This window comes from Spiroplasma sp. hy2 (assembly GCF_044714365.1).
Lineage (GTDB): Bacteria > Bacillota_I > Bacilli_A > Mycoplasmatales > Mycoplasmataceae > Spiroplasma > Spiroplasma phoeniceum.
Window position 1 is genome coordinate 1 of the sequence record NZ_RXFZ02000215.1, and the last position, 1,469, is coordinate 1,469.

General features: G+C 27.6%; 1 protein-coding gene. It reads left to right on the forward strand.

All coding sequences use genetic code 4. The features are described 5' to 3' along the window. Nucleotides 1-279: 279 nt before the first annotated feature. Nucleotides 280-1,338 (forward strand): rod shape-determining protein, encoded by a 1,059-nt coding sequence (locus EHV01_RS05515; protein WP_400248762.1) that lies wholly within the window; start codon nucleotides 280-282, stop codon nucleotides 1,336-1,338. Nucleotides 1,339-1,469 lie beyond the last annotated feature (131 nt).

A 1,469-nucleotide genomic window follows, 5' to 3' on the forward strand; every position in this document is an offset into this window, starting at 1 on the left:
TAAATTTAAAGCAAAATCATAATCTTACACAAAATTAGTTTTCAAATTGTCATATTGATGATTTTTTTTATTTCATCAAGAGTTTTCGACAAAATTAAAGTTTTTAATTGCAAATTATACCAGATTTTATATAATAAAGTTACTTGATATTGAATGTTTTATAACAAATAAAGGGTTTAATATTTAAGAAAATTATTATGTTATTATTATGTTATTATTATGTTATTATTATTGCTATGTTTTTTAACGAAGCAATAAACGGAAGGAGACATTTTAAAGATGGCAATATCAGACGTATTGAAAAATACATTTAACATTTCGCCAAAAGCACCCCGGAAATTCATTGCTATCGATTTAGGAACTACTAATTCGATTGCTTATGTTGCTGGGAGAGGCATTATTTTTAATGAAGCATCAGTAATGGCATATGAAATCGGAACTAAGAAACTAATAGCATTAGGTGATGATGCTAAAAAGTTAATTGGCAAAACACACGATAAAATTGAAATTTACTCACCATTACGTAATGGAGCAGTTACGGATTTAACTATTGCAGAAGAATTTATTCAACAAATAGGGAAAAAAGCAAAAGTAACTGATTTATGAAAAAATGCTATTGTTTTAATTGCATGTCCCAAAAATGTTACAGACTTAGAAAAACAAGCAATAATCAAGATGTGTAAAAATATTGGTGCTGACTTTGTAAAAATCGAGGAAGATTCATTAATGGCTGCCTTAGGAGCGGGTGAAAATATTTTTGCACCAAAAGGAACTTTTATTTTAGACATTGGTGGTGGAAAATCAAGTTGTGCTATTATCTCAGCTGGTGGAATTGTTGAAAGTAAATCAATTAAAACTGCTGGGAATTATATTGATGAAGAAATCTTAAAATATATTCGTGCGAAGCATACTATTTCAATTGGTGTTGTTACTGCTGAACAAATTAAAAAACAAATTGGTTCATTATACAAAACAAAAGAAAATAAAAAAATGATTATTTTCGGTCGTAATGTTGTAACAGGAATGCCAAAAGAAGCAGAAATTTTAGATTCAGAAATTAGGAAATTATTAATAAGTATTTTTTCATCAATTACACAATTAATAACCGAAGTTTTAGAAAAAACTCTAGCTGAGTTAGCTGGTGATGCTGTTGCTAATGGAATTTTAGTTACTGGAGGATGTGGTCAAATTGCCGGAATTAAAGAATTTCTATCAGATTATTTCCAAATTCCTGTTCGTGTAGCTAAAAACGCCGAAACATCTGTTATTGATGGATGTATTGCTTATGAGAAAAAAATTAGAACCGACTTAATTGAAGAAAACAAAAAAAATAGATAAGTTTAAAACTACTTATCTATTTTCTTTAATTTTGTCGAAAACTCTTGATGAAATAAAAAAAATCATCAATATGACAATTTGAAAACTAATTTTGTGTAAGATTATGATTTTGCTTTAAATTTTAWMRTTAA